Source organism: Bradyrhizobium sp. Gha (genome assembly GCF_900113735.1).
Taxonomy (GTDB): Bacteria; Pseudomonadota; Alphaproteobacteria; order Rhizobiales; family Xanthobacteraceae; genus Bradyrhizobium.
This window is the reverse complement of record NZ_FOQM01000002.1, coordinates 429,958-456,103: the sequence shown is the minus strand read 5'-3', so window position 1 is coordinate 456,103 and position 26,146 is coordinate 429,958. Positions and strand designations below refer to the sequence as shown.

Sequence of the window (26,146 nt, the reverse complement as noted above, 5' to 3'; positions counted from 1 at the left end):
GCGCGACCGAGCCGAATCTCAATTAGGCGATAACGAAAGCTGTTCCACGGGGGACAGTTCACCCAAGGGGTGCCACACAATGCGTGACTGTTTGAACCACCGTGCGGGCTTTGACCGTGTCTTGATGACGGTCGCAGCGACCTTCCTCACGGTATCGGCCGGCTCGGCGCTGGCGCAGGATCAGGCGCGCAGCAGCGCCGCCGAGCTCGCGATCGAAGCCGCGATCCCGCGCCCCGAGCCTGCAAACGTCCCGCCCCCCACCGCCTCCGACATCAAGCCCGACACCACCGCCACCATCCAGGACGCGCCGAAGGAAGCCGCAACGGAGCCGGCGAAGGCCGAGGTAGCTCCGGCGGCGGAGAAGGTCGACACCAAGCCGTCCGACGTCGCCACGACGCCCGCAGCCGACGCGCCGAAGAGCGAGACGGCCACCACCGAGCCTGCGAAGGCAGAGCCCGCCGCAGCCCCGGCGGCTGCTCCCGCCGCACCTGCAGCCGCGGCAGCAACGCCGGCCGCAGAGCCGGTGAAGGCCGCGAGCAACGTGCCCGCCGCCGACCAGCCGGTCGCCGACAAGCTCAAGGACCTCATCAGCGCCAAGACCTCGCGCCATTTCGAGCGCAAGAATGAGCGCGCGGCGATCGAGAAGTTTTATGGCGCCCGTGACTACGCGCCGGTCTGGACGCAAGCCGGCAGCCTGACCACTGCTGCCAAGGGCGTGATCGCTCGGCTGAAGGATGCCGCTTCCGACGGCCTCAATCCCGCCGATTATCCGGTACCCGACTTCGCCGCCGCCACGACGCCCGATGCGCTCGCCGACGCCGAGCTGAAGCTCACTGCCAGCATGTTCGACTATGCACGCCAGGCGCAGAGTGGCCGCATGCACTGGTCCCAGGTCAGCGCCGACATCCAGTATCCCGAGCACCCGGTCGACCCTAACGAGGTGCTCACCAAGGTCACGACCGCAGCCGACGCCTCAGCCGCGCTCGACAGCTACAACCCGCCGCAGAAGCTCTACAAGGAGCTGAAGGCAAAGCTCGCACAGCTCCGCGGCCAGGGCGACGGTCCGGCGATCGAGATCGCCGAGGGTCCCGCGCTGAAATACACGCCTGCCAGGGGCAAGAAGCAGGCTGAGATCGTCGTGCAGGATCCGCGCGTGCCGCAGCTTCGCGCCAAGCTCGGCATCTCCGAGAACGCCAGCGACGACCATTACGACGCAACGGTCGCCGAGGCCGTGCGCAAATTCCAGGACGGCGCCGAGATCAAGGCGACCGGCGTGCTCGACGCCCAGACGGTCAGGGCGATGAACAGCCCGAAGCGGGACAAGCAGATCGACACCGTGGTGGTGAACATGGAGCGCTGGCGCTGGCTGCCGCGCGACCTCGGCGTCCCCTCCTTGGGCGATGCCTATGTCATCCTCAACATTCCCGACTATACGCTCAAGGTGATGCAGCACGGCCAGCAGGTCTGGACCACCCGCGTCGTCACCGGCAAGCCCGGTCAGCACGCCACACCTCTGCTGACCGAGACGATGAAGTACATCACGGTCAACCCGACCTGGAACGTGCCGCCGTCGATCGTCTATGGCGAATATCTGCCGGCGCTCCAGCAGGACCCGACCGTGCTTCAGCGCATGGGCCTGAAGCTGGAGCAGAACCGCGACGGCTCGGTGCACATCTCGCAGCCGCCCGGCGAGGCCAACGCGCTCGGCCGCATCCGCTTCAACTTCCCGAACAAGTTCCTGGTCTATCAGCACGACACGCCGGACAAGTATTTGTTCGCGAAGGACGAGCGCGCCTTCAGCCATGGCTGCATGCGCGTGCAATATCCGGATCAGTACGCTTCGGTGCTGCTCAACATCGCCATGCCGAACGAGCACTACACGCCGGAGCGCGTGCGCGGCATGTACGGTTCGGGTGAGATCGATCTGAAATTCCCGACGCCGATCCCGGTCAACATCACCTACCAGACCGCGTTCGTGGACGACGGCGGCAAGCTGCAATTCCGCAAGGACGTCTATGGCCGCGACGCGACCATGATCAACATCCTGAAGAACAGCCGCGGCAAGGATCTCGAGAGCGTCGTTGCCCACTCGCAGCCGAGCTATTCGCGGCCGGCGACGACGCTGCCATCAGGCGTGGCGGTCGCCAACAATGGCGGCTCGTCCGGGCTGAACTTCTTCGAGCGCCTGTTCGGCGGTGGCGCCCCGGCCCAGCCGCCGGCTCCAGTCGGCCGCCGGCCCCAGCAGCGGGTGTTCACCCGCTGAGGGCAGGCTCCGCTCCTCCTAAGATTCTTCAATGAAATCAGCGCCCCGTCCCATGGATGGGGTCGCTTAACGTTAACCATTCGCCATCCGTGGTCGGGCAGCGGGCGTTTTTTCGCCACACTCAGCCGCTTAGGATTGCAGTCTGGCTTGGTTTGGGGGCGGGAAGGTCAACCTCGGATTAACCTTCTCGCTTTAACAAAGCGTTCATCCTCTTTCTCGCGCTAACGGGGTTGGCGGGAGAGTCCATTTTGAACGCTCGTCGACTGGGTGGGCTCATACGTGCTGGCTGGTTTCGCACGCCAATTCGCTGCGTTGTCGTTGTCCCATGCGGGAGTGAAGGTCGGATCTCGGATCGGCCTCGCCTCGCTGGTGCTGCTCGCGGCTGCCGGTTCGGTTCATAACGCCGCCGCGTTGAACGAAACCAAGACGCTCTCCTTCCACCACACCCATTCCGGCGAAGATCTCACCGTCACCTTCAAGCGCGATGGCCGCTACGACGAAGCCGCGCTGAAGACGCTCAACCACTTCCTGCGTGACTGGCGCACCCAGGACGAGACGGTCATGGACCGCCACCTGTTCGACATCCTCTGGGAAGTCTATCGCGACGTCGACGGCAAGCAGCCGATCCAGATCATCTCCTCCTATCGCTCCCCCGCGACCAACGCGATGCTCCGCCGCCGTTCTGCCCATACCGGCGTGGCGCGCTTCAGCCAGCACATGCTGGGCCATGCGATGGACTTCTACATTCCGGGCGTGCCGCTGGAGCAGATCCGCTTCGCCGGCCTGCGCCTCCAGCGCGGCGGCGTCGGCTTCTACCCGACATCAGGCTCGCCCTTCGTGCATCTCGATACCGGCAACGTCAGGCACTGGCCGCGGATGACGCACGACCAGCTCGTCCGCGTCTTCCCGGATGGACGCACGGTCCATATCCCGAGCGACGGCACCCCGTTGAAGGGCTATGAGCTCGCCAAGGCGGACATCGAGCGCCGCGGCGGCGACGATGGCGCTGCGACCGTCGGCAAGCCGAGCTTCTTCGCCGCCCTATTCAGGGGAAAACAAACCCCGGCGGCCAGCGCTGACGAGGATGACGAGGGCGCGCCCGCCGTCACCGAGAAGCCGGCAGCACCGACCGTCGTCGCGGCCGCCGCGAAGCCGGCCGATCCGGTGCCGACGCCCCGGGCAAAACCGCAGATCGCCGCCGCGATTCAGCTCGCCGCGGCCGATGCCCAACTCGCCGCTCCGCCCAAGCCGAAGCCCGAGCCGGTGGCTGACAAGCCGGCCGGCGAGTTCGAGTCCCCTGCCGACATCATCAACGCCCGCGGCTTCTGGGATACCCCGCCCGCGCCGCAGCAGGCGACGCCGGCGCAGATCGCAGCCCTGAAGGCGCGCCAGGCGCTTGCCGCCGCCACTGATCCGCAGGCCACCGCGAGTGTCTCCAATGCCGCGTACGAGGCGTTGGCGTTTGCACCGGCTTCCGCCTCGCCAGTCGACCGCGCTCGCGTCGTCGCCGCCTCGGCGCCGATCCCGCGCGGCGCACGACCCCTGTCCGTGGCCCGCAACGCCGCGCCGGCCACGGAGGTCAATAGCGTCGTCGGCAAGAGCACCGACGGCATGATCGCCACCGCAACCCGGCTCTCCGCAGCCAATGGCGAGAGCATCTGGCTCAAGATCGTGATGCTGTCGCCCAGCGCCAGCCGCGCGATGTCGGTGACGCTGATGGGCGAGCTCGATATGGCGACGATGCGCGCCTATTTCGTCAAGCCGCAAGCTGTCATCGCGATGGGCTTTACCGACGATCCGATGCAGGGCCTGTCGTGCGACAGTTTCTCGGGCAGCGCCACCACGAAGCTCCCGACGACTTCGTTCATGATGCGCACCGCCTCGCTGCGCTGAGGCAGATCACCTGTCGCACCTTCCTGGCCCGCCGATCCAAATGATAGGTCAGCGCCAGCGACAGGCAGATCGATAGCTCCTGCTTCGGCAACTTGCCCGCAACAGGCAGCAACAATGCCCTCGTCTGCCGAAATTCGAACTGACCGGGAAAGCGCTCGCGAAATGTGTCGACCAGCGTCGTCTTGCAATTGAAGAAAATGGCGGCGTGCTCCGAATCCTTCAGGCGGCCGAGCCGGATCGTCGAGCCGCTGCCGGACTCATCGGTCAGGTAAGCCGGCTCGCCCCATTTCAGCGTTTCGGTGAGTTGGCCGACTTCGTCATGCTTCGCCGCGGTCGCAAAGATCAGGTCGCGCACCTGAAGCAGCCGCTTGCTGATCGGCGCCGGAAGAGCGTCGAAGGCACGGTTCACCTCTCGCGGTAGCGGCGGCGCAGTCATTGGCGTCTCCGTTCACAAACGAAGTGCAATAAGCCCGGTTGTAACCCGGATATTGCTTTCGCTCCCCGGGCTACGGCAGCAGTCTGTAAGGCGCAAAACGCCTCAGAGCATCCCCAGCGCCTGCATATAGGTCTCGAGAATGGTCTCGGCCTCGGCGCGTTCGTTAGGATCCTGCTTGCGCATACGCACGATCGTACGCAATGCCTTGACGTCGTAGCCGTTGCCCTTGCTCTCGGCATAGACGTCGCGGATGTCGTCGGAGATCGCCTTCTTCTCTTCCTCCAGCCGCTCGATGCGCTCGATGATGGATTTGAGCTGGTCCTTGGCAAATTTCGTCGCGGGCTCATCGTCGCGGACGGCGGCGGAGGTGGCCATCTTGGTACTCCCAATGGAACTGGCAAAACGAGGTGACGCCGGCATCCTCACCGCGCGTGCTGGCTAGACCCTTAGGGTTCGGACCTGTCACGTTCAAGCAAGCATCGCGCTCGTCCACAGCGCGCCCACACCTTCCTGCGGGGGCGCAGAGAAAGCTGTTGTGTGCTGCGACTCAAGCCGCTTCTCGGACAGTTCCTCAATGATTGTGGGGATGGACCTTCTTCATCGCCTCGAGCTGCCCGGGCGTTGCCGTGCCCTGGTACTTCGACTTCCAGGTCTCGTAGGGCATGCCGTAGACGGCTTCCCGGCTCTCGTCCTTGCTCAGCGCGACGCCTTTTGCATCGGCAGCGTCCTTGAGCCAGTTGGACAGGCAGTTGCGGCAGAAACCGGCCAGATTCATCAGATCGATGTTCTGGACGTCGGTTCGCCTCTTCAGATGGTCCACAAGGCGACGGAAAGCGGCCGCCTCGAGCTCAGTTCTGGTTTTGTCGTCGATTGCCATGGCTGGACCTCGCGGCTTGCCCTTGATGTTGGTCACCCTTACGGGATCAGGTAGGGTCCTGTCACAGATTTTGCCATATCACGGCGCAAACGGCCGGTTGAGCCATCGTAAGGCAGTTGCCCTGCCCCTACGCCAAATCGTCAATCATCTGGTATACGTTCCGCGACAATGATCGCCGAATCTCCCCGCTCCCCCCTTCGCCTGCTCGCCCGGTTGGTCCCGGTGCTGGTCGTTGCCTTGCTGTGCTTCTGGACCAGCCCGGCTTCGGCCGACTTCAGGCTCTGCAACAACACCTCGAGCCGGGTCGGTATCGCGCTCGGCTACAAGGACGCCGACGGCTGGACCACCGAGGGCTGGTGGAACATCTCGTCCCGCGCGTGCGAGACCCTGCTCAGGGGAACGCTCGTCGCCCGGTACTACTACATCTACGGGATCGATTATGACCGCGGCGGCGAATGGTCGGGGCAGGCCTTCATGTGCTCGCGCGACAAGGAATTCACCATCCGCGGCACCGAGGACTGCCTGGCGCGCGGCTACGACCGGACCGGCTATTTCGAGGTCGATACCGGCGAGCAGCGGGCCTGGACGGTTCAGCTCACCGACGCCAACGAGCAGCCTTCGCAACCCCGCGTGCCCGGCATGCCCGGCCCTGTTGGCCCTGGTGGCGGCGTGCCGGGTTTGCCCAATAGTCCGCCCGGTGGTACGCCCCCCGCCGCACCTGGGCTCCCGCCAGCCCCCTCGCCACCGTCTGGGAATAAGCCATGAGGCGTCTTCGCCGTATCAAGATTCTCGCAACCCTCGGACCTGCCTCTTCGGATCTCGCAATGATCCGCCGCTTGTTCGAGGCCGGCGCCGACGTGTTCCGCATCAATATGAGCCACACCCCGCATGACAAGATGCGGGAGCTGGTGGCGACCATCCGCAATGTCGAAAGCAGCTACGGACGCCCGATCGGCATCCTGGTCGATCTCCAGGGCCCGAAGCTCCGGCTCGGTGCATTCGCCGAAGGCGCGGTCCAGCTCCAGAACGGGCAGAGCTTCACGCTCGATTCCGACAAGACACCGGGCGACGCCACGCGCGTCAATCTTCCCCACCCGGAGATCCTGGCTGCGCTGCGGCCCGGCCACGCGCTGCTGCTCGACGACGGCAAGGTGCGCCTGATCGCCGAGGAGACCACGAAGGAGCACGCCGTGACCCGCGTCGTGGTCGGCGGCAAGATGAGTGACCGCAAGGGCGTCAGCCTTCCGGATACTGACCTGCCGGTCTCGGCGATGACCCCGAAGGACCGTGCCGACCTGGAGGCCGCGTTGGTTACCGGCGTCGACTGGATCGCGCTGTCCTTCGTGCAGCGCGCCGACGACGTGCTGGAGGCCAAGAAGATGATCCGCGGCCGCGCCGCCGTGATGGCCAAGATCGAGAAGCCGCAGGCGATCGACCGCCTTGCCGACATCATCGAGGCCTCCGACGCGCTGATGGTGGCGCGCGGCGACCTCGGCGTCGAGCTGCCGCTGGAGCGCGTGCCGAGCCTGCAGAAGCAGATGACGCGCATGGCGCGCCGCGCCGGCAAGCCGGTGGTGATCGCAACCCAGATGCTGGAATCGATGATCCAGGCGCCGGTGCCGACGCGCGCCGAAGTCTCCGACGTCGCCACCGCGGTCTATGAGGGCGCCGACGCCATCATGCTGTCGGCGGAATCGGCGGCCGGCAAATTCCCGGTCGAGGCGGTCTCGACCATGAACCGCATCGGCGAGGAGGTCGAGCGCGACCCGACTTACCGGTCCGTGATCACCGCCCAGCGCCCCGCGCCGGAGTCAACCGCGGGCGACGCCATTGCCGACGCCGCGCGGCAGATCGCCGAGACGCTCGACCTGCCGGCCCTGATCTGCTGGACCAGCTCCGGCTCGACCGCGACGCGCGTGGCGCGCGAGCGGCCGAAGCCGCCGGTCGTGGCGATCACACCGAACATCACCGCCGGGCGTCGGCTCGCCGTCGTCTGGGGCGTGCATTGCGTGGTGGCGGAGGATGCGCGCGACCAGGACGACATGGTGAGCCGCGCCGGCCAGATCGCCTTCCGCGACGGCTTTGTCCGCGCCGGCCAGCGCGTGATCATCGTCGCCGGCGTGCCGCTCGGCATTCCCGGCACCACCAACATGGTGCGTATCGCTTCAGTCGGCCCCGAGGGCGACGCGAATCTCTGAGGGCGGCAGGGCCCGCCGTGCACCAAATCAGCGAAACAACCCCATGCACAGTAGCCGGCTGGATGGGCTGCTTTGCTCGGGTTTTGCGAAAAGGCGTGCTCGGGCAACAACGCGAGCACGGTCAGGCCGAGGCCTCCCTCGCGTGCTGAACCTTAAGCCCCGACCAGCGCCTTGGCCGTCGGCAGCAGCGTCTGCTGCACCACGAGGCCACGGGCGCGGGCGTCCATGACGCCGACGGCGCGCAGCGCCAGCAGCGTCACGGTCTGGACCGCGTCGCGCATCTTGGCGGGATCCTCCAGATTGTCGGGCGCCAGCGGCCCGACCAGCGCCTCGTGCAGCGCGCCGAGCAGAGCGGTCGCGGCAAGTGACGTGTCCTGGGCGGGCAGATGGCCGGCCCGCACGGCCGCATCGATCCGGGCGGCGATCTCGCCGGCGATCTCGCGGCGGCTGGCCAGCCTGGAGGCACTCACGTCCACATCGACAGGTTCAGCCAAAATTCCCCAGGCCAACCGGCGCTGCGACAGCGTGTGGACCGCCACGGTGGTCACGGCCGCCGCCAGCGCAGAGGACGGACCTGGCGCGGCATCGGCCGCGCGCCGGATCGCCGCCAGCTCGTCGCGGGAGACCTCGGAAATCAGTTCGGAGATCAGCTCGGCCTTCGAGGGGAAGTAGCGATAGACGGTTCCGGCCGCCACATTGGCCCTGATGGCCACCGGCGCGATCTGCACCGCCGCCATGCCACCTTCGGCTGCGGCTTCCCTTGCCGCCGCCAGGATGGCGCTGCGCCGAGCCGCGAGGCGCTTAACCACTTGATGCGTCCGCCGATAAACCATGGCGCGCTTCCCATCCCACACGCCTGCCGCACGGCCGAGCGCGTCGTCACTGCAATCGATACAAATCGTCCCTGAAGGACTGAACAACTATTCAGGAGGGATGACAAGAAGCAAATGCATCTGCGCGCATTGCGTCATCGACGTCGCTGGCGGAGGCGCTACATCTGCGCAATCTGGAAACCGAGCGCCGCACCTCTGAAGGGACGATCTTCGAGGCCACCTTGTCCGTGACCGATCGCCCAGCGCTCGGGCCACGACAGACCTTCCACCCCGCGCGCCGTCGCCGCGTTGAAAGACGACCACCTGAGATCGTCGTGGTGACGATACAAGAGACCGCCCGGTCCCATGTCCGGATAGATCCTGACGTGGATATCAAACGGTGTACCCACGGCGAGGTCAGGGCCGAGCCAATACGCCGGACTGCGCCCGGGATCGCGACCGACAATCACGGTCAGGGTTTGCGCAGGTCCGCGAAGTCCAAGCCAGATGGGTGCAATCGCGCCGGGCTCGAAAGCCGTGAAGATCGTCTGCGCCGATGCGGCATCGATCGTCGCGCTTTGCCCGGTCAGTCTCAGCTCGATGCTGGCTCCGCTCCGGAGAGGTCCGCTGAACAGCGCCTTGGCTTCGCCGGACGGCAGCGCCGCCCACCGCGCCGGATCAGGATCAGGTATCGGCCATTCCAGCCTTTCTCTGACTGCACCATTGGTATCGAGCACCTGATAGCGCAGTCCGTGCGCATCGAGCGCGGCCTGCACACAATGGAGATATTCGACATCCTCGGGCATTCTGTGTGCCGTTCCGGCACCCGCGGTGCAGATTTGCAGGACGCCACGATGCGCCTGCACATCGAAGGCCAGGATGTGGCTGCACAGATAGGCCAGCACGTTTTCGTTCACGAGGATATCCCAGAACGGCCGCGCGTATTCGTGGCCGATCTCGCGTTGATATGCGCCGGAAAAGCCGTTGACGGGAAACACCGGGTGATGACCGATGACGAGCTTGTGCCTGATATCGCTGTGCTGCTTCAGCGTCGCCTCGAGCCATTCGATCTCGACATGTCCCTCGCCGCCGAGGCCGCTCCACAGCGTGTTGACGAACACCATCAGAAGGTCGCCACGCTGCACGAAGTAGGAGAGACCTGACTGCCCTGGCGGTCCGTTGTCGGGCAGATCGAGAAGGCTGCGAAACACGGTTTCGCTCATCACATCGTAGGTCGTGTGATTGCCGGACGTGTGCCACATGGGAATGGCGACCCGGTCGAGCCATGCCATTTCCGTATCCAGCCAATATCGCCACTGCGCGCGAAGAGCGTCCGCATCCGGCGTCAGGCCGATGATTTCATCGCCCGGAAAGACGATGAAATCAGGCTGCGGTCGCAGGCGTTGGACGACGGCGTTGACCGAGGCGAAGGTCTTTTCGTGCAATGCGCCAGGCACGCCCGAGCAGGAGTCACCATACAGCAGAAACTGGTGGCCCTCGCCGCGCGGCAACAGCGCGGAGATGGAATCTTTCACGGATTAGCGACCTTCCATTGCACTCGTTCCGATGGAAGAGTGGCAATTTCCGGAAGCGGGAGCAACGCGCAATATTCGCTGGCGCCTCCTCGTCATTGCGCGCAACGACGTTGTGGGTATGACGGCTTGCCATCGGCGAATGGTGGGCACGCTTGCGCTGTGGCCTACCTACGAGATCCTCAATGCCGCGCCCAAACAAAAAGAGCCCCATCCGCGGACGGGGCTCTTTGAACTCCGAGATCGTCTCAGCTTACTTGAGGCTGGACGAGATCGAGCCGAACTTGGTGTTCAGCGAGGTGCCGAGCTGGTTGACGACGGTGATGATCGCCAGAGCGATACCAGCGGCGATCAGGCCGTATTCGATGGCGGTAGCGCCGGATTCGTCCTTCACGAAACGCGAAACGAGGTTCTTCATAGACTGCTCCAAAAGGATTCACGTGGCTTCAACTGGTCCGGTCTTTTCGGCTTCCCAGCGCCGCCCGACCATGGAACCGAACGTAGAGGCAAAGACTTGCACCGCAGTTAATTCGACTGCGCAAACATGGAACGGATTGCATGTATTCGTCGATGGTAAACCGAAATCTAAAACAACCGGTTAAATTGCACGGACACAAGGAAGGGTGCTGTTTGAAGGCGTTTGCTTGACGCGAACGGTATCCACTTCGCTCGCGAACGCTTTGGGTAGCCCGCTGATTTACTGGAAGTTATGACCGCCGTGGTCCAATGCCGCCCGCGCGATCAACCCGATAAGAATACCACGAGGCGGCATGTCCCTTTCCTTCACCAACAGCATCGCAGTGCAGAGCCGCGCGCGCGCGCTGGTGCCGCTGTGCGTCGGCGCAGGCGCCTATCTGTTCTTCCTTTATATCGGCGACACGCTGCTTCAGGATTCCGACTCGTTCTGGCAGATCAAGATCGGTCAGTGGATTCTCGACCATCACGCCCTGCCCTATGCCGACTTCTATTCGTTCACACGGTTCGGCGAGCCCTGGATCTCGACGTCGTGGCTGTCGCAAATTCTGTTCTCGATCTCCTACACGCAATGGGATTGGGCGGGCCCGGTGATCCTCACCGCGCTCGGGATCGCCGCATCCGCAGCGATCCTGGTTCATCTGCTCGATGCGCATCTCGAGATCCCGCGCTCGGTGCTGTTTGCGATGCTCGCAGTGCTGCTGTCGCTGCATCACATCCTGGCGCGGCCGCATATCCTGGCACTGCCGGTGATGATCGCCTGGGTCGGCGTGCTGATGAATGCGGCCGACCGCAAGGTCACGCCGTCCTGGGCCTGGCTGCCGCTGATGTCGCTGTGGGCGAATTTGCATGGCGGCTTCGTGCTCGGCCTCGCGCTGATCGGCCCGATGGCGCTGGAGGCGATCTGGACGCTGGATTCCGGCAAGCAGATCCGGCTGCTCACGCGCTGGTTCCTGTTCGGCGTCGCCGCCACGACGGCTGCCTGCGTCACTCCCTATGGCTGGCGCACGCTGCTGGGCGCGACCAACATCCTCAATCTCGGCGAGTTGCTGTCCGTCATCTCGGAATGGATGCCGGCGAATTTCGCCTCGTTCTCCGCATTCGAGGCCGCGATTCTCGGCCTGATCGCACTCGGCCTGTTTCGCGGCCTCACGCTGTCGCCGCCACGCATTCTGCTGATCGTGCTCTTCACCTGGATGGGGCTCACGCATGTCAGGAGCATCGAGGCCTTTGCCTTCCTGGTGCCGCTGGCGCTGGCCAAGCCCCTCGGCGAACAATCGCCGCTGCCGCAAACGGACGCGCAAGGTCGTGAGAAAGCCGCCGAGAGCTGGGCGGCGCGCTACGTCACAATCACTGGCGCGCTGATGATCGCAGCCGCGGCCTGGACCTCGACCTCGATCTACATGTCGCATCACCGGTTCACCTTCACGATGGACCAGACGCCCGTCGCTGCCGTCGACCTGCTCCAGCAACGCAAGGCGCAGCGCATCTTCAACGCCTACCAGTTCGGCGGCTATCTGATCTCGCGCGACATCCCCGTGTTCATCGACGGCCGCGCCGAGCTCTATGGCGAGACCTTCGTGATGGATTTCTTCAAGGGGGTCGAGGTCAAGAAGCTCGACAATTTGACGCGGCTGCTCGACGAATACAGGATCGACGCCACGCTGATGGTCGCCGACAGCCCGGCCGCCCAGGTGCTCGATCACATCAAGGGCTGGAAGCGGCTCTATGGCGACAACATCGCCGTGATCCATGTGCGTGATGGCGCAACGGGCGCGGGCAACACGCCCGTGCCGACCCAATCAAACTGAGACGCCCGACAATGCCGCCGCTCGCCCCATCGACCGTGCAACGATCGACCGCGGAGCCAAAGCCGGCGATCGTGCTCGCGATGATCTGGGCGATAATCGTGGCTGTGCTCGCACTTCCGGCGATCAAAACCGGCGTGTTCGACACGCTGTCGACCGACGACGCCATGCGTCTGGTCGAAGTGCGTGATCTTCTCTCCGGTCAGGGCTGGTTCGACCTGACTCAGTACCGGCTCGACCCGCCCGGAATCGCCATGCACTGGTCCCGCATCGTCGATGCGCCCCTGGCCATTCTGATCTTCTTGCTCCGCCCGCTCCTCGGCCAGCATCATGCCGAAGCACTCACGCTGGTGCTGTGGCCGTCGCTGCTGATGGGCGCCGCGCTATGGCTCGCGGCGACGATCGCAAGTCAGGCAAGCGCTCCGGCGGACAAGCCGCGGGCGCAGCTCGCGGCGATTCTGCTTGCGGCGCTGTCGATCCCTGCCCTCATCCACTTCCGCGCCGGCGCGATCGACCATCACAATCTGCAGATCGTGCTGCTGCTCGGCTTCGTGCTCCACATCACCGATCTGGAACACCGTACAGCCAAGGCGGCTATGGCGGGATTCCTCGCAGCGCTTTCGCTATCGGTCGGATTGGAAATGCTCCCTGCCATCGCTATGGCGAGCGCGGCCGTCGTGGGCCTCCTGGTGTGGAAAGGCGCTGAAGTCCTGCGCCCAGCCTGCGCCTTTGGTGCAGGGCTTGCCGGGTCGTCGCTGTTGCTGGCGCTGCTTCTGCTCCCGATGAACAGTCTCGTCTCGCCGGTCTGCGATGCCTTCGGCGGACCCATCCTGCTCTTGGCCGCGGGGGGCGGCATCGCGCTGCTTGCGATCGCCGGTGTCAGCCGGCTGCGGGAGTGCTTGTGGGTGCGGCTGACGGCGAGCGCTCTCGCCGGTGCTCTTCTGCTGGGCGCATTTTTCAGATCATACCCGAGCTGCGTTGCATCGCCCTATGCGCAGGTCGACCCCCTGCTCGTCAGCTTCTGGCTTGGCCGCGTCATCGAGACCATGCCGGTGACGGAACTGGCCCAGATGCAGCCGCAAAAGCTGCTCGGCTATTACGCTTTTCCATTGCTGACGCTCGGCCTGTGTGGGGCTGCCATGATTGGCTGCACGCCGCAAACGCGCTTTCGCTGGATCGTCTCGACCATCACCCTCGCAGCGCTGTTCGGCGAGAGCCTGTGGGAATTGCGCGGCGCCGCTGCCGCGAACATCGTTGCGGCCCCGCTATGCGTCGCGGGACTCATCCGGCTTCGCACGAACGTCGTGGCCGGTTGGCGGCTGGTACGTGTGGCCCTATTGGTGTCGCCCGCCACACTTGGCGGCATGGGTTTTGCGGTCTGGCCGGCACTCGCTGCCGGCACGGGCGGACAAAAGATCGCGATGCCAGATCCCGCCGCATCCTGCCAGACCATCTCGAGCGCCGCACCACTCGCCGGCCTGCCGGCCGGGCGGGTGATGGCGCCGATCGATTCGGGTCCTGCGATCCTGGCGGCGACGGAACATTCCGTCTTCGCTGCTCCCTACCACCGCAACAATGACGGCAACCTCGTCATGCTCCACACGATGACCGAAACACCGCAAGCCGCGCGAGACATGGTCCGCGCACGGCAGGTCGACTACATCCTGACGTGCAACGGCTCCATCGATCAGGAGGATCTTGTCCGCATCGCACCGGAGGGCCTCGCCGCGCGTCTCGGCCGCGGCGAAGCTCCGGACTATCTGGAGCCGGTGCAGGCCGCGTCGAAACCCGGCTGGACTGTTTGGCGCGTGCGCAGGTAAGAGCTCGTCCGGCCTTCCGGGGCCTTCTCTAAAGTAGCCATCCCGGATTACGCTAACGCTCCATCCGGGCGACGTCAGCTTCGTGCCTGACGCGGCTCAATGCAGTCAGATCGGGCTATGCAAATGGCCTGAAGCAAACCGTGTCATGAAAAATCCGGACGCCATTGCCGTCATCGTCTCAGCGCTCCGCCAGGTCCATGGCGACGACGTCGCGCGCATGATGCTGGTCGAAGGCATGAGCCTCGCCAATCTGATCGATGCGATGTTTTCGGCGCCGCTGACGCACCGGGAGGCGGTTCGAGCGATCACCGATGGGCTCGATGATTTCATCATCACGCCGGACCTCGGGCTGATCTGGCACCTGAAATATGTCTACGGAGACCACTCCCTGCACGTCGTCGACCTGGAGATCGCCACGCCCGACGGTACGCTGGCGAGCAACGACGTCTGGCTTCGTCTGGCGTCGTGACCGCGGAGCCGGCGCTGAATGGCTGCTTTTCGTGTCCCGGCTCTGCAGCCGCACCACGTCGCAAGAGCGACGCGCTGCGCTAGCGTCCGGGCACGAGCGCTCAGTTTGAGCGCAACTTGATCCACCTCGTCATTGCGAGCGTAGCGAAGCAATCCAGATTCTTTCCGCGGATACACTTCTGGATTTGCTTCGCGGAGCCTGTCATCGGGCCGCGCTTCGCGCGGACCCGTTGGCTCGCAATGACGAGTGTGTCGCGATGACGTGCCTTCGCAAGGGCGCCTTTGCCAACCCTGCAGGACCGGAGCTATTTGGCGGCCTTCGCGATGGTCACACCGTCAGGTAATTCACCGACAATTTCGCGATAGGGCGTGGCGAGGCCGTCCACGAAAATACAAAAGCCCGGCTTGACGCCGAGCTTTTGCACGATTGGTTTGCCGGAATAACCGGCCATGGCAGGCGAGATCTACGCCTGCGGCTGCGGCTCCAGGCCGGGATCCGGATCGGGCCGCGGACGCGGCGACTTGCCGGCCGGGGGTACCGCGGAGGCGCGCGGCGTGGTCGGCTCGAGCACGGACTCGCGGTTCGGCTTCTTGCCCTTGAGGAGATCGACGATCTCATCTCCCGTCAGCGTCTCGAACTCGAGCAGGCCCTTGGCCAGGGTCTCGAGGTCGGCATGCTTCTCGGTGAGAATGCGGGTCGCCTCCTTGTAGCCTTCCTCGACGAGGCGCTTGATCTCGGAGTCGATCTTCTGGACCGTTGCTTCAGAGGCGTTCTGCGTCCGCGAGACCGACATGCCCAGGAACACCTCGTCCTGGTTCTCGCCATAGGAGACCGTGCCGAGCTCTTCCGACAGGCCCCAGCGCGTCACCATCATGCGGGCCAGGCGCGTGGCCTGCTCGATGTCGGAGGCGGCACCCGAGGTCACCTTCTCGCGGCCGAAGATCAGCTCTTCGGCGACACGGCCGCCCATCATGATGGCGAGCCGCGAGGTCATCTGCTCCAGCGACATCGACAGCTTGTCGCGTTCGGGAAGCTGCATGACCATGCCGAGCGCGCGGCCGCGCGGAATGATGGTCGCCTTGTGGATCGGATCGGTCGCCGGCACGTTGAGGCCGACGATGGCGTGGCCGCCCTCGTGATAGGCCGTCAGCAGCTTCTCTTCCTCGGTCATGACGAGCGACTTGCGCTCGGCGCCCATCATCACCTTGTCCTTGGCCTCTTCGAACTCGGCCTGGGTGACCATGCGCTTGTTGCGACGCGCAGCGGTCAAGGCAGCTTCGTTGACGAGGTTCATCAAATCGGCGCCGGAGAAGCCCGGCGTACCGCGCGCGATGGTCTTGAGGTTGATATCGGGCGCCAGCGGCACCTTGCGGACGTGGACCTTGAGGATCTGCTCGCGGCCGACGACGTCGGGGTTCGGCACCACGACCTGACGGTCGAAGCGGCCCGGACGCAGCAGCGCGGGATCGAGCACGTCGGGACGGTTGGTCGCGGCGATCAGGATCACGCCCTCGTTCGCCTCGAAGCCGTCCATCTCGACCAGCAGCTGGTTCAGCGTCTGCTCGCGCTCGTCATTGCCGCCGCCGAGACCGGCGCCGCGGTGACGACCGACCGCATCGATTTCGTCGATGAAGATGATGCAGGGCGCGTTCTTCTTGGCCTGCTCGAACATGTCACGCACGCGAGAGGCACCGACGCCGACGAACATCTCGACGAAGTCCGAACCCGAAATGGTGAAGAACGGCACGTTGGCTTCGCCCGCGACCGCACGCGCGATCAGGGTCTTGCCGGTGCCGGGAGGGCCGACCAGCAGCACGCCGCGCGGAATGCGGCCGCCGAGGCGCTGGAATTTGCCGGGGTCACGCAGGAATTCGACGATCTCCTGCAGGTCCTGCTTGGCTTCGTCGACGCCGGCGACGTCCTCGAACGTGACGCGGCCATGCGCTTCGGTCAGCATCTTCGCGCGCGATTTGCCGAAGCCCATCGCCTTGCCGGCGCCGCCCTGCATCTGCCGCGACAGGAAGATCCAGACACCGATCAGCGCGATGAACGGGAGCCAGGAGACCAGCAGCGAGACGAACCACGGCACGTTGTCGCCGGGCGGCTTGGCGGTGATCTGGACCTTGCTGTCATACAGACGCTTCACCAGCGTCGGGTCGTTCGGCGCATAGGTCTGGAAGCTCTGGCCGGTGGTGAAGGTGCCGTGGATTTCAGGCCCCTGGATCACGACGTCGCGGACACGGCCCTGGTCAACTTCGCTGAGGAGCTGCGAGAAGGCGATGTCCTGCGAGGAGGCCCGCTGACCCGGATTCTGGAAGAGCGTGAACAACGCCAACAGCAGCAAAACAATGATGACCCAGAGGGCGAAATTGCGCAGATTGGCGTTCATCGATCTTCCTTCGTGGTCGCGCGGATCGCGGCCTCATCCTTGGGCAAGCTAGAGAAAATCCCCAAGGAATCCTCTCGGTTAGATGGATACAATCTAGGTGCCGCCCCGGTCGCTGCCAAGGGAACGAGATGGGACTATTTATCCCATCTTAGAGCAATTCCCGCTGAAATAATGGCGTCAAAGCCGGGCTTTTTCCTGCCTGGTTAAGGTGTCCTGACGGCATCCGGGTCAACGGCCGGTGTCATGGTCCGCCCCTCGCCGCCTTCGAGTCCCCTTTCGAGCGCCGGGCCGGCGCAGGCGCGATGTGGATACGCCCACCCGCCAGGCTGATCAAGGCGCCTGCCAAGGTCTGCTTCAGAATCGGACGGCCATTTGCCCGGGCGCGGGCGCCCCTCGCGACCGCCTGACTGTGGACGGCTTGATCGAGCGCCGCCAGAAGGGCTTCGACCTTGCCGAGTTCCGCGGGCCCTTCATGCCCGAGCGCATCGATGGCCCGCAGCAACAGCCGCAGCCGGACTTCCTCCGGCAGGCTTGCAAAGGCCGTGGCCTCAAAGCTGCGAACGCCCACCCGATGCGGCGCACCGCCGCGATCCCGCAAGGCGAGGAAGCGCTCGGCGCCATCGGTCAGCACCTCGACCGCCGCGTTGGCGCGGGCAAGCCGCGCCGACAGCCGCACCAGCGTGCGAGCATCGCCGCCCTCGGCGGCAAGCTGCGGCAACAGCGCCCGCAGTCGCGGCCGCGTGAAGGTGGCGTCGCGATTGGTGGGATCGTCCGCGAAACCGATCCCGGCCCGTTTCAGGGTCGCGATGAGCTGCGATTTCGGAACATCGAGCAGCGGACGCACCAGCACGATGCCGTCGCGCGTGGTCAGGCGCGCCATCGCCGACAGCCCGGCGATGCCGCTGCCGCGGACGAGTCGCATCAGCAGGGTCTCGGCCTGGTCGTCGCGGGTATGGGCGGTCAGCACATGGCTCGCGCCGGCCGAGTGCGCGGCCTTCATGAGCAGGCGGTAGCGGGCTTCGCGCGCGGCGGCAGGCAATCCCGTCTTTGGCTTGGCGCCGCGCCAGTGCAGAGTCCGGTGCGCAAGGCCAAGCTCCGTGGCCAGCCGTTTGACCTCGCGGGCCTCACGCGCGGCCTCGCTTCGCAGGCCGTGATCGACGGTGACGACCGTGAGCTCAGGTCCGCGCGTCAAACTGCGCCGCCAGCGCGCCGCGAGCCACATCAGCGCGACCGAATCGGGGCCACCTGACACCGCCAGCACCAGCGCCGGCGCAGCTTTCAGCCCGGCGAAGAGCTGCCTCGCCGCGCGCGCCGAGATCGGTGAATTGTCCTCGTCTGACATGACGCTGCAATCGTCCGCGGATGGATCGACTGTTTAGCGCAACACCATCCGCTTTGTCAGCGGATCAGCACTTCACCCGCTTCTGCTCGCGGTCGACGGCGGCTTTGACGCCGGCCGAGGCGCGCGGATATTTGCGACCGACCTCGCCGAAGGCGGCACAGGCGGCTTCCTTTTCCTTCAGCGCGGCGAGCGACTGGCCGAGCCGCAGCAGCGCATCCGGCGCCTTCGCCGATTTGTCGTATTTGGTGGTGACGGCGAGGAACGCTTCGGCGGAGTCGCGATATTGCTGGCGCTGGTAGTAACTCTCGCCGAGCCAGTATTGCGCATCGCCGAGCAGCGGGTCGTTCGGGTATTTCGCCGCAAAATTCTTCATGGTCTGCTCGGCAAGCGCGTAGTCCTTGCGCTGCATGTAGCCGATGCCGAGGTCGAACTCGTCGCGCGGCGTGGCCGAGGGCGGCAGGGTCGCGAGCGCCGGAGCGCCGGCCTGCGGCGGGTAACCCTGCTGGGCGGGCGGATAGCCGGGCTGGACCGCCTGGGGCGCGGCTGCCTGCGGATAGGCCTGCTGCGGCGGCGCGGCCGCCTGCGGATAGCGGCCGCCATTGGCGCTGAGATCGAGCGGCTGCTGACCGCCGCCGAGCGGGCGCGGCGCGCCGGGCGCATTCGGAGTCTGGCTCGGGTCGAACGCATCGCCACGGCGACGGCTGCCGGGCGCGCCGGGGCCGGGCTGCTCCTGAACGATCGGCGCGGGAGCGGCGACCTGCGGCTGCTCGTAATTCGGCTGCATGGCCTGCTGCTGCGGCGGTTGCTGGCGATAGCCGGGGGCGACCTGGGCCGGCGGCACGGCCGCGACGTTGGGCTGGCCCGGCGCCTGGCCGGGTGTCGCGCCCTCGAGCTGGTGGATGCGATCCTCGAGCTGGCGGTTGCGATATTGCAGCTCTTCGTTCTGGCCGGTGAGTTGGCGCAGCTGGTTTTCCAGCCGCTCGATCCGCATCTCTGGGTCGCCATCGTCCGACTGGGCGAAGGCGGGCGAATACAAAGAGAGCAGCGCGGCGGCGGCCGCGGTGCCGGTTAAGACCTTAAATCTGGATGACATCTTGCCCTGACGACGAAAGCGAAATGGCCTGCGACGGAACCTGCGACGCGCCACACATTGAAGTGGAGTACGCCAAAACTGTGACTACCACCAAGGGGTTTTCAGTCACAGGTCGCTGAAACGAAACCGGCGCCCGTGAGGGCGCCGGCATCATCGGTTCCTGAACATGAACAGCGGCTGACCAGACGTCAGGAGCTCGCGTTCAGCACGGTCACGGCACGACGGTTCTGTGACCAGCAGGAGATGTCGTTACACACGGCCACCGGGCGCTCCTTGCCGTAGGAGATGGTGCGCATGCGGTTCGCGTCGATGCCGCGCGAGACCAGGAACGAACGCACCGACTGGGCGCGGCGGGCGCCGAGGGCGATGTTGTATTCGCGGGTGCCGCGTTCGTCGGCGTGACCTTCGATGGTGAAGGAGTAGCGCGGATAGGTCTGCAGCCACTGGGCCTGCTTCTCCAGGGTCACGATCGCCTGCGGCGTCAGGTCGGTCTGGTCGCTCTCGAAGAACACCCGGTCGCCCACGTTCACCACGAAATCCTGCTGGCTGCCCGGCGTCGCCGCGCTCGCATTCGCGTCCATACCCATGTTCTTGTTGGCGCAGGCGCCCATCGACAGGGCAATGGCAAGCACCGCGGCCAGCTTCAATCCCTGGAGGATACGCATAGGATATTTCATTCCGGAGCCTCCACGCTCACGTTCGTCCACTGCTGTCCGGTCTACAGGGGGTTGGTTAAGCGAACGTTCCGTCAACCTTGACGGAACCTTGCCTCAGCCGGTCAAATGCCCCCAACCAGCGAAAAGCACCCATCATGGTTAATGGGTTGTAAATGTGGCGCGAGGGTGAATGCAAGCCGGGCGGCCCGGCAAACGCTGGATCTCGCCGGAATTTTGGCCGCGATAGTGCCCCGGCCGCCACAGGGCCGCCGCAGAATCAGGCGTGAGCGGCCTCGGCCACCAGAACCGGCCGCTGCGGAACCTGGCGCTGGCCGCCGCGCCCGAACAGCATGCGCCGCTCGAACGCCGTCGAGCGCATGATCGGATAGCGCTCGAACACCTTCTTGCGGAAGGTCGGGAAATCGGCCGCCATCAACCCGAACGCCTTGGTGAGGCCGGGCACCTGCCGCGGCTCGGCGATCGGCGCGTGCAGGAACACCCGGCGATAGAACGCGTGATGCTCGGGACGCACGATCGCGAGGCCGAGATCGGCATTGAAATGCTCGCACGCCATGTAGGCGAGACGCGTCGTCAGATAAGGCAGCTCGGGGACGCGCTTGGCCATATCAGGATCGGCGACGAACCGCGTCGGATCGATCATGACCTCGCCGCGATCGAGCCGCGGCAGCACGACGTCGGGAAAAACGTCGGCCGAGGTCGACGAGCGCCATTCCGATGTCAGCACGCTGATGCGCACCGAGCTGCAGAGCTCGCCGCGGAGATAGACACCGAAGGTCCACGCGTTCGGCAGCTCGTCATACTTGTCGGTGACACGTGCCTCGGCAGATTCCTTGACGGCACCTTCGCGCAGATACGCGCGGTAGCGGAGGTTGTAGATCTCCTCCTTCTCCTCGGCCGTCTCGGCAAGATGATAGTCGACGTCGGTCAGGAGCTCTGCACCCCGTCCAACAGCCGAAATGATCGCTCTGGCTGAGGACTGCATCCCAACTCCCTACCCACCACCGCATACGCGCGGGACAACCTCCACGCGTGACCAATTATTAACAGCTTCTTAACGACGACGCAAAGCAATCGAACTATTAGGGTTAACCCACCGTAGGACTACGGAACGACCGCAAGAGTCTGAAACGACGGGACATTCGTTGAAGCAGCGGCTAGGCGAACGAGCGCGCGCCGACAACCTGCAGCAGGTTCTCGCCGCGCCGTCCATGCGAGGCGTTCAGGAGCTGCCGCATCCGCACGGCAGGCACCGGGCGGCTGAACAGATAGCCTTGCGCCTCGGTCACGGTGCCGTCGGCGCTGATCAGCTCGAGCTGCTCGTTGGTCTCGATGCCCTCGACCACGACCGACATGCCGAGATCGGCCGACAGCCGCGCCACGCCGCGCAGCAGCGTCAGCGGGCGATCGGTGTCGATGCCCTCGAGGAAGGAGCGGTCGATCTTGACCTTCTGCATCGGGAAATTGTGCAGATAGCTGAGGCTCGAATAGCCGGTGCCGAAATCGTCGAGTGAGATGCGCACGCCGAGCGCATGGAGCTGCGACAGGATGTCGTGGGTGAGTTGGGTGTTGCGCAGCAACGAGGATTCGGTGATCTCGATCTCGAGGCGATGCGCCGGCAGGCCCGACACTTCGAGCGCGTAGCGGATCTCGCTCAGCACGTCGCGCTGATGGAATTGCTGCGGCGAGAAATTGACCGCGACACTGACGCCCTCGGGCCACTTCATGCATTCCATGCAGGCGCGGCGCAGGATCCAGCGGCCGAGATCGACGATCAGGCCCATGTCCTCGGCAACCGGGACGATGTCGATCGGCGAGACCGTGCCGCGCACCGGATGATTCCAGCGCAGCAGCGCCTCGCAGGTGGTGATCTTGCCGGACTTGAGGTTGACGAGCGGCTGGTAGAACAGCTCGAACTCCTCGTTGGCGAGCGCCTTGCGCAGGTCGAGCTCGAGGATGCGGCGAGCCTCGACGGTCGCCGCCATCTCGTCGCGGAAGAAGCAGAAGGTGCCGCGGCCGTCGGCCTTGGCGCGGTAGAGCGCCATGTCGGCGTTCTTGAGCAGCGTGTCGGCGCTGGTGCCCTTCGGCGAGGTCAGCGAGATGCCGACGCTGGCGCCGATCTCGACCAGATGATTGTCGATACGGTAGCGCTCGCTCAGGCGCTCGACGATGCGGCGGGCGAGGCTTGCGGCATCCTCGGGCGAATTGATGTTCTGCTGGTACACGACGAACTCGTCGCCGCCGAAGCGGGCGACGAAATCCTCCGGCCGCAGCATCTCGCGCAGGCGGTTGGCGACCGCGCAAAGGAGCTGGTCGCCGCAGGGGTGGCCGAGCGTGTCGTTGACCTGCTTGAACTGGTCGAGGTCGATGAACAGCAGCGCGGAGAGCCGTTCGGAATGGTGCGACTGGGCGAGGAGGCGCTCGATCTCATCGCGGAAAGAGACCCGGTTCGGCAGCGCCGTCAGTTCGTCATATCTGGCAAGATGGCTGATGCGGGCTTCCGCATTGGTGCGTTCGGTGATGTCTTCCAGCAGCACCACGGTGCCGCCGCGGGCCATCGGCTGGAACGTCCAGGCCAGCGCGCGGCCGCGCGTCGTATCCGGGTCGGCGCTGACGATCTCGCGGATCCTCGCATGCTCGATCTCGGCGATGACCTGGTTGCCGCTCTCGACCGAGATGGTGCCGGCAGCGACGCAGGCCGACACGATGTCGACGGCGGTAGCGCCGCGCTTGACCAGGTCCTCGGGCAATTGCATCAGCTCGCCGAAGCGGTGGTTCATCACCGCCAGGCGCCCGTCGGCGCGGAACATGCACAGGCCGTGCGGCATGTTGTTGAGGGCGGTATCGAACTGGCTCGCCAGCGCGGATTCGCGGAAACTCGAGGTCAGTGCCTTGACGAAGATCGCGTGCAGGCTGAGGTTGATGTTCTTCAGCCCGACGAAGAAGAACGCGAGCAGGATGGCGAGCCCGATGTGGTAGGGGCCTCCATGCATCAGTAGCGCGAGCGACATCGGTCCGCAGGCGAGTGCGACGTGCCACTGGACCACCCGGGGCTGGCCGTAATTGCGGGCCGCGCCGCCCGCGGTATAGCCGATGCCGATCGCGACACAGAGCATGTCGGCAACGGGATCCTCATTGAGATAGATCACGACGAAGGCCCACACGCCGAGCACCGCGGCATAGCTGAGCGCGCCGGCCCAGTAACGCGGCGCCAGATCAGTGGCCTCGTCGAATGACAACGCCTCTGTTCGGTTCTCGTAGCTGCGCATCTGGAACGCGCGCGCGGTGCCGATGGCGATCAGCAGGAACGCGATCGGCCAAAGCCTGGCGTCGCCGGTCTTCAGCGCAGTCATGACAGCGGCCACGGCGGCGGAGGCCGAGCCGAGAAAGATCGCCCAGAAATTCTGAACCATGGAGTTGATGAGAGCGGCGTAGAGTATCGGCTCCAGCTCGTCTCGATCACTCTGCTTCTGGTCGGCCAGCTGCATTGGCTTGTTACGCGTCCTGTTCAGCGCGTACTTTTACCCGGACCAGATGAAGCCTTTCTGAGGGAACATCGTTAAAGTCGAGTTGTTCTTCGGCAATAGCGAAGCTATTTCCGCTGAGATATCAACGAACTAGGCAAGCCGTGCCGGGTGCAAGGTGAAGGAAAGATTGCCGCGCGCGCGCAAACCCGAAAAATCTGCGTTTGAAGCATCGCGCGTTGCAGCCGCGCGATCGATCTATTGGCCCGCGGTGGCGGACAACAGCGGCGACCACGCCGGATCGGAGGCGAAGCCCGGCGTCGGCACCTTCAGCTCGTTGCGCCCGGAGATGTCGACCGAGAACAGCGACGGTCCGCTGTTGCCGCCGGGGTCGCGGAAGAACATCAGCACACGGCCGTTCGGCGAAAAGGTCGGCCCTTCGTTGTGGAAGCCTGAGGTGAGAAGCCGCTCGCCGCTGCCATCAGGCTTCATGACGCCGATCGAGAACTGCCCGCCGCCCTGCCGGGTGAAGGCGATGTAGTCGCCGCGCGGCGACCACACCGGCGTCGAATAGGTGGCGTTGTTGTCGTCCTTGGAGAAGGAGATGCGCTGCGCCTGGCCGCCGCCCGCCGCCATCACGTAGATCTGCGACCGGCCGCCGCGATCGGACTCGAAGCAGATGCGGGTGCCGTCAGGCGAGTAGGACGGCGACGTGTCGATTGCCGGCGTGTCGGTGAGACGCGTCGTCGAACGCGAGCGCAGATCCATCACGAACAGGTTGGAGTTGCCGCCCTGCTGCAGGCTCATGATGACGCGCTGGCCATCCGGCGAGAAGCGCGGCGCGAACGTCATGCCCGGGAAGTTGCCGACGATCTCGCGCTGGCCGGTCTCGATGTTGAAGAGATAGACTTTCGGATCGCCCTGACCGAACTCCATGTACGTGATCTCCTGCGAGTTCGGCGAGAACCGCGGCGTCAGCACGAGGTCGGCGCCGCGGGTCAAGTACCGCACATTGGCGCCATCCTGATCCATCATGGCAAGCCGCTTGACGCGACGCTCCTTCGGCCCGGTCTCGTCGACGAACACCACGCGGCTGTCGAAATAACCCTTCTCGCCGGTCATCTGCTCGTAGATCTGGTCGGAGATGATGTGGGCGATGCGGCGCCAATATTCCGGCGAGGTGAAATATTGCTGGCCGGCGAGCTGCTGGCCGGTGACGACGTCCCAAAGGCGAAATTCGGCCTTGAGCCGGCCGTCCTGCTGCCGCGTCATGCGGCCGGTGACCAGGGCCTGGGCGTTGAGCGTCTTCCAGTTCTGGAAATTCGGCGCGACGTCGATGTTGCTGATGCGCTCGACGAAGGCGGCCTGGTCGATCGGAGCAAACAGGCCCGAGCGCTTCAGATTGTTGGTGATGACCTGCGTGACGCCGTTGCCGACGTCGCCGTCGGCGGGCGAGCCCGGCACGAAATTGGTGATCGCGATCGGGATTGGCCGGAATTCCGTGGGATTGATTTCAAGCCGCTTCTGAGCCAGGGCATGTCCGCCGCCGAGCATCGCAAGCGTGGATCCGGTCAGAGTCATAAAGCGGCGGCGGTTCATCGATCGAACGTCATTCATTGCAAAATTCTTTTGTTCGGATGTCACAACATATCTTTCAGGCCGAAGCGCATCGGAATGGTTTTCCAGGTGTCGTACTGCTGCTTGGGCAGGAACGAATAGACCTGGCATTGCACGATGGCGCGCTTACCGCTCTCCGCCACCGCCTGAGCGATCGAGCGGGACGGTCCTCTGGCTGCAACGATGACGGGCTCGGATGCCAACGTTCCATCGATCTTCATGTAGATATCGATGTCAGCCTCGTATTGGTCGGCATCCTGGCCGTTATAGGTCGGCGTGAAGCAGCGTTTGACCGCCGACATGAATGCTCCCTGCCAAGTCGCGACGTTGTTTGCGGCTGTCCCCGATGTCGACCCCAGTGACGCCGACGCATTCAGCGCCGCTCCCGTGAGTTCGTGCCGGGTCGCAGCGCGCTTGTCGAGGTCACGGGCAATCTGCGCGGGATCGAAGGTGCGCTCCTTGGGCTTCGGCTGCTGCTGCGGCTGCACCGCCGCGACCTTTTGCTCCACGGGCTTCGGCGGCGGCTTCTTGGTCTCCAGCTTCTTCTGCAGCTCCGCGATCGGATCTTCCTTGGCCGGGTCAGGCTTCTTCTCCTGCGGCTTCGGCTCTTCCTTCGGCTTGCTCTCGGCGACCGGCTTCGGCGGATCGGGCTTCTTCTCGACCGGCTTTTCGACGGGCTTCGGCGGCGGCGTGTCGGGGGTCGAGTTGGTCTTGATCAGCTCTTTCTTCTCGGTGACCTTGCCGACGGCATCTTCCTCGGCCTTGGCCTCGGCGATCTTCTCGACCTTGGGCTTGGGCTCTTTCTTATCGCCGGTCTTCTGCCCCGCCATGATCTGCGCGAGTTGATCGCTGGAGATGATGTCGACCGGAAGCGACTCCTGCGCGATGTAGGCCTTGCTGCTGAAGGTGAGCAGGCCCCATCCCAGCACGAGGACGTGGAGGACAATCGACGCAACCAGTGTCTTGTCGACCTTCACCTTCACCG

General features: G+C 64.9%; 22 protein-coding genes. 7 read left to right on the top strand and 15 right to left on the bottom strand.

The annotated features are described in order from the left end of the window. Window positions 1-79: 79 nt before the first annotated feature. Together BM222_RS05275 and BM222_RS05270 are read left to right on the top strand one after the other, a co-directional pair. The gene (locus BM222_RS05275) at window positions 80-2,263 is read left to right on the top strand and encodes a L,D-transpeptidase scaffold domain-containing protein (RefSeq protein WP_092227192.1); all 2,184 of its coding nucleotides are present in this window, start codon (window positions 80-82) and stop codon (window positions 2,261-2,263) included. A gap of 279 nt (window positions 2,264-2,542) precedes the next feature. After that, window positions 2,543-4,156 (top strand): peptidoglycan L,D-endopeptidase MepK, encoded by a 1,614-nt coding sequence (locus BM222_RS05270; protein WP_244547013.1) that lies wholly within the window; start codon window positions 2,543-2,545, stop codon window positions 4,154-4,156. On the opposite strand, the gene BM222_RS05265 is transcribed toward BM222_RS05270, so the two are convergent. The 3 genes from BM222_RS05265 to BM222_RS05255 form a co-directional block, all read right to left on the bottom strand. Then, entirely contained in the window at window positions 4,128-4,592 is a 465-nt protein-coding gene (locus BM222_RS05265; RefSeq protein WP_092227190.1) for a DUF1801 domain-containing protein, read from the bottom strand. The genes BM222_RS05270 and BM222_RS05265 overlap by 29 nt on opposite strands. A gap of 102 nt (window positions 4,593-4,694) precedes the next feature. After that, window positions 4,695-4,967, bottom strand: a complete 273-nt coding sequence (locus BM222_RS05260) for a DUF2312 domain-containing protein (protein ID WP_014492426.1) — start codon at window positions 4,965-4,967, stop codon at window positions 4,695-4,697. A gap of 196 nt (window positions 4,968-5,163) precedes the next feature. Further along, on the bottom strand, window positions 5,164-5,469 hold the full coding sequence (locus BM222_RS05255; RefSeq protein WP_092227305.1) for a DUF1244 domain-containing protein: 306 nt from the start codon (window positions 5,467-5,469) through the stop codon (window positions 5,164-5,166). A gap of 168 nt (window positions 5,470-5,637) precedes the next feature. On the opposite strand from BM222_RS05255, the gene BM222_RS05250 reads away from it, so the two are divergent. Together BM222_RS05250 and pyk are read left to right on the top strand one after the other, a co-directional pair. Further along, entirely contained in the window at window positions 5,638-6,234 is a 597-nt protein-coding gene (locus BM222_RS05250) for a DUF1036 domain-containing protein (RefSeq protein ID WP_092227189.1), read from the top strand. Beyond that, on the top strand, window positions 6,231-7,667 hold the full coding sequence (gene pyk, locus BM222_RS05245) for a pyruvate kinase (RefSeq protein WP_092227188.1): 1,437 nt from the start codon (window positions 6,231-6,233) through the stop codon (window positions 7,665-7,667). Before BM222_RS05250 ends, pyk begins: the two co-directional genes overlap by 4 nt. A 152-nt stretch (window positions 7,668-7,819) precedes the next feature. Here pyk and BM222_RS05240 read toward each other — a convergent pair whose 3' ends face one another. The 3 genes from BM222_RS05240 to BM222_RS05230 all read right to left on the bottom strand — a co-directional run bounded on the left by BM222_RS05240 (window position 7,820) and on the right by BM222_RS05230 (window position 10,429). Continuing rightward, window positions 7,820-8,500 (bottom strand): TetR/AcrR family transcriptional regulator, encoded by a 681-nt coding sequence (locus tag BM222_RS05240; protein ID WP_092227304.1) that lies wholly within the window; start codon window positions 8,498-8,500, stop codon window positions 7,820-7,822. A 158-nt stretch (window positions 8,501-8,658) separates the two neighbouring features. Beyond that, window positions 8,659-10,014 (bottom strand): metallophosphoesterase family protein, encoded by a 1,356-nt coding sequence (locus BM222_RS05235; RefSeq protein ID WP_092227187.1) that lies wholly within the window; start codon window positions 10,012-10,014, stop codon window positions 8,659-8,661. Window positions 10,015-10,264: 250 nt separating this feature from the next. Continuing rightward, on the bottom strand, window positions 10,265-10,429 hold the full coding sequence (locus BM222_RS05230) for a Flp family type IVb pilin (RefSeq protein WP_092227186.1): 165 nt from the start codon (window positions 10,427-10,429) through the stop codon (window positions 10,265-10,267). A gap of 352 nt (window positions 10,430-10,781) precedes the next feature. Between BM222_RS05230 and BM222_RS05225 the strand changes: the two genes are divergently transcribed. The 3 genes from BM222_RS05225 to BM222_RS05215 all read left to right on the top strand — a co-directional run bounded on the left by BM222_RS05225 (window position 10,782) and on the right by BM222_RS05215 (window position 14,582). Next, a complete protein-coding gene (locus BM222_RS05225; RefSeq protein WP_092227185.1) occupies window positions 10,782-12,296 on the top strand; it encodes a hypothetical protein in 1,515 nt (504 codons plus the stop codon). Between the two features lie 11 nt (window positions 12,297-12,307). Next, window positions 12,308-14,113 (top strand): hypothetical protein, encoded by a 1,806-nt coding sequence (locus BM222_RS05220; RefSeq protein WP_092227184.1) that lies wholly within the window; start codon window positions 12,308-12,310, stop codon window positions 14,111-14,113. Between the two features lie 145 nt (window positions 14,114-14,258). Beyond that, window positions 14,259-14,582, top strand: a complete 324-nt coding sequence (locus BM222_RS05215) for a hypothetical protein (RefSeq protein ID WP_092227183.1) — start codon at window positions 14,259-14,261, stop codon at window positions 14,580-14,582. 304 nt (window positions 14,583-14,886) lie between these two features. Here BM222_RS05215 and BM222_RS05210 read toward each other — a convergent pair whose 3' ends face one another. The 9 genes from BM222_RS05210 to tolA form a co-directional block, all read right to left on the bottom strand. Beyond that, window positions 14,887-15,033, bottom strand: a complete 147-nt coding sequence (locus BM222_RS05210) for a hypothetical protein (RefSeq protein WP_244547012.1) — start codon at window positions 15,031-15,033, stop codon at window positions 14,887-14,889. 12 nt (window positions 15,034-15,045) lie between these two features. After that, window positions 15,046-16,971 carry an ATP-dependent zinc metalloprotease FtsH gene (ftsH, locus tag BM222_RS05205; RefSeq protein ID WP_092227182.1) on the bottom strand — a complete coding sequence of 642 codons (1,926 nt, stop codon included), beginning with the start codon at window positions 16,969-16,971 and terminating at the stop codon, window positions 15,046-15,048. A 241-nt stretch (window positions 16,972-17,212) separates the two neighbouring features. Then, entirely contained in the window at window positions 17,213-18,313 is a 1,101-nt protein-coding gene (tilS, locus tag BM222_RS05200) for a tRNA lysidine(34) synthetase TilS (protein ID WP_092227181.1), read from the bottom strand. A gap of 64 nt (window positions 18,314-18,377) precedes the next feature. Further along, on the bottom strand, window positions 18,378-19,406 hold the full coding sequence (gene ybgF, locus BM222_RS05195) for a tol-pal system protein YbgF (RefSeq protein ID WP_092227180.1): 1,029 nt from the start codon (window positions 19,404-19,406) through the stop codon (window positions 18,378-18,380). A 188-nt stretch (window positions 19,407-19,594) separates the two neighbouring features. Then, complete coding sequence (pal, locus tag BM222_RS05190; RefSeq protein ID WP_092227179.1) at window positions 19,595-20,083, bottom strand: peptidoglycan-associated lipoprotein Pal; 489 nt, start codon at window positions 20,081-20,083, stop codon at window positions 19,595-19,597. A gap of 256 nt (window positions 20,084-20,339) precedes the next feature. After that, complete coding sequence (locus BM222_RS05185; protein ID WP_092227178.1) at window positions 20,340-21,065, bottom strand: N-acyl amino acid synthase FeeM domain-containing protein; 726 nt, start codon at window positions 21,063-21,065, stop codon at window positions 20,340-20,342. A 172-nt stretch (window positions 21,066-21,237) separates the two neighbouring features. Continuing rightward, window positions 21,238-23,568 carry a putative bifunctional diguanylate cyclase/phosphodiesterase gene (locus tag BM222_RS05180; RefSeq protein ID WP_092227177.1) on the bottom strand — a complete coding sequence of 777 codons (2,331 nt, stop codon included), beginning with the start codon at window positions 23,566-23,568 and terminating at the stop codon, window positions 21,238-21,240. Window positions 23,569-23,802: 234 nt separating this feature from the next. Further along, a complete protein-coding gene (gene tolB, locus BM222_RS05175; protein ID WP_177243030.1) occupies window positions 23,803-25,143 on the bottom strand; it encodes a Tol-Pal system beta propeller repeat protein TolB in 1,341 nt (446 codons plus the stop codon). Window positions 25,144-25,184: 41 nt separating this feature from the next. Then, window positions 25,185-26,144: a cell envelope integrity protein TolA gene (gene tolA, locus BM222_RS05170; RefSeq protein ID WP_092227303.1), complete on the bottom strand. Its 960-nt coding sequence runs from the start codon at window positions 26,142-26,144 to the stop codon at window positions 25,185-25,187. Window positions 26,145-26,146: the final 2 nt, after the last annotated feature.